Annotated in this window: 3 protein-coding genes; 2 read left to right on the forward strand and 1 reads right to left on the reverse strand. The window is 43.6% G+C overall.

What is annotated here, in order from left to right; translation table 11 throughout:
• The first annotated feature begins 278 nt into the window (after positions 1-278).
• The gene (locus CDG76_RS35640; RefSeq protein WP_190241094.1) at positions 279-929 is read left to right on the forward strand and encodes a hypothetical protein; all 651 of its coding nucleotides are present in this window, start codon (positions 279-281) and stop codon (positions 927-929) included.
• On the forward strand, positions 905-1,090 hold the full coding sequence (locus CDG76_RS36845; RefSeq protein ID WP_143854228.1) for a hypothetical protein: 186 nt from the start codon (positions 905-907) through the stop codon (positions 1,088-1,090). Before CDG76_RS35640 ends, CDG76_RS36845 begins: the two co-directional genes overlap by 25 nt.
• Before the next feature lie 208 nt (positions 1,091-1,298).
• Here CDG76_RS36845 and CDG76_RS35645 read toward each other — a convergent pair whose 3' ends face one another.
• A complete protein-coding gene (locus CDG76_RS35645; protein WP_069072094.1) occupies positions 1,299-1,517 on the reverse strand; it encodes a hypothetical protein in 219 nt (72 codons plus the stop codon).
• Positions 1,518-1,591 lie beyond the last annotated feature (74 nt).

Here is a 1,591-nt window from a genome sequence, read left to right on the forward strand (position 1 = left end):
GTTGCCACGATTACAAACACATGAGCAAAAGCGCAAGCTGAGAACATCGGAAGCTGGGTGCGGTGAAAGTCGCACGCCCAGATTTAACTGAGAGGTGCAGGGAATAATATCCCTCATCGACTCAACCTCAATTAGGTTCAGTAATTGCTGGTATCACGACGCCAACGACACCACTATTACCCCAAGGAATTCAATACTATTCCTTAGCTAAAAATCAAATATTCCAACCGCCGGGTCATGTATCATGGGTGCAAATCCTCCAAGGGTGTACTAAATGGATGGGGTTTGGGGATCTGCTGTTAACTCCTGTCTCTGGGATATTACCTCTACATCCAAATATGTGGCTAGAGGCAAGTGACACAGTTGAGTTGAAAACTGTTAGCACTTTAGAAATTTCAGATGTAGATTCCTTGTTAGGCGGTTTGTCTCAACTACAAACTTATTTCCTAAACTGCATTGAACTGCTGCAACGTCAAGAGATGGATGCAGAATTACTCAGATTTGAAGCTAGGGAAAGTCTTGAAAAGCAATTGATGCAAGAGACTTTGGCAGAACTAGCATCTGTATTGCCACAGCCAAAGTTAAACAGGTTAAGTAGTAGCTCAGAATTCAGTAATAGTGTCGATGCAACTCACCCAGATCGAGCCTTGCTAGTTGCTGCTGGTGCAGTCGGACGAGCATTAGGAGTTGAGATTCGTCCCCCAGCAGCGTCAGAAGACGTGAAACGAGTGCAAGATCCTGTAGAAGCGATCGCCCGTGCTTCGCATATTCGAGTGCGGCGGATTCAGTTGCGGGATAACTGGTGGCAAAAGGATTGCGGGCCAATGTTGGCATTTACGCTTCAGGAAAACCTACCAGTGGCACTGTTACCAATATCTGATACTTGTTATCAACTCTACGCTCCTTGGCAACAGAAGCGGAGCAGTTAAAAGTGACGAGAATTGCGATCGCTCATCGTCTCAGTACCATCCAAAATGCTGACCGAATTTACGTACTCCAAGCTGGCAAGGTAGTACAGCAAGGTAGTTTTACTGATTTGGCAAATCAACCAGGGTTGTTTGCCCAACTCATGTTAAGACAGATGCTTTAGTGACTTCTAGTGGCGTGGCAAGGCTAAAGTAGTGCATTAGGAAAAAAGCAGAAACCATTGATTTACCTCAATTTTCTCAAAAATTGCCTTTCTTCGGTAAATGACTTCCAAAAAATAAAATAATTATTGTATAAATTAGGAGTCAGTGCTGCGTCGGCAGCACTGACTCCTGTTTTGTAGTAAATTTAACTATGTATGGTTGAAGTTTTTAGTCAATAGAAATCTGTTGAGGGCCAGTGGCTTTGCCGTTATGTGCATCCGTTGTGTTGCTGGTGTAACTATTTGAGCGGATCTGTTTATCCAGCCAGCTTTTAACGGGATCGTCTGCAAGATTGAGCCGAAGCACACCAGAGAAGAACCCACCCACAAATGAGACTGGATGCTGAGTAAATTCTCTGAATATAGGTGACAATTCATTAATGAACATAAAAAGACTCCTGGCACTGCCGTAAAAAATTATTACTTCTTAATTGATCGTAACGTGTTACGGCATTGGGGATT

Source organism: Nostoc sp. 'Peltigera membranacea cyanobiont' 210A (assembly GCF_002246015.1).
Lineage (GTDB): Bacteria > Cyanobacteriota > Cyanobacteriia > Cyanobacteriales > Nostocaceae > Nostoc.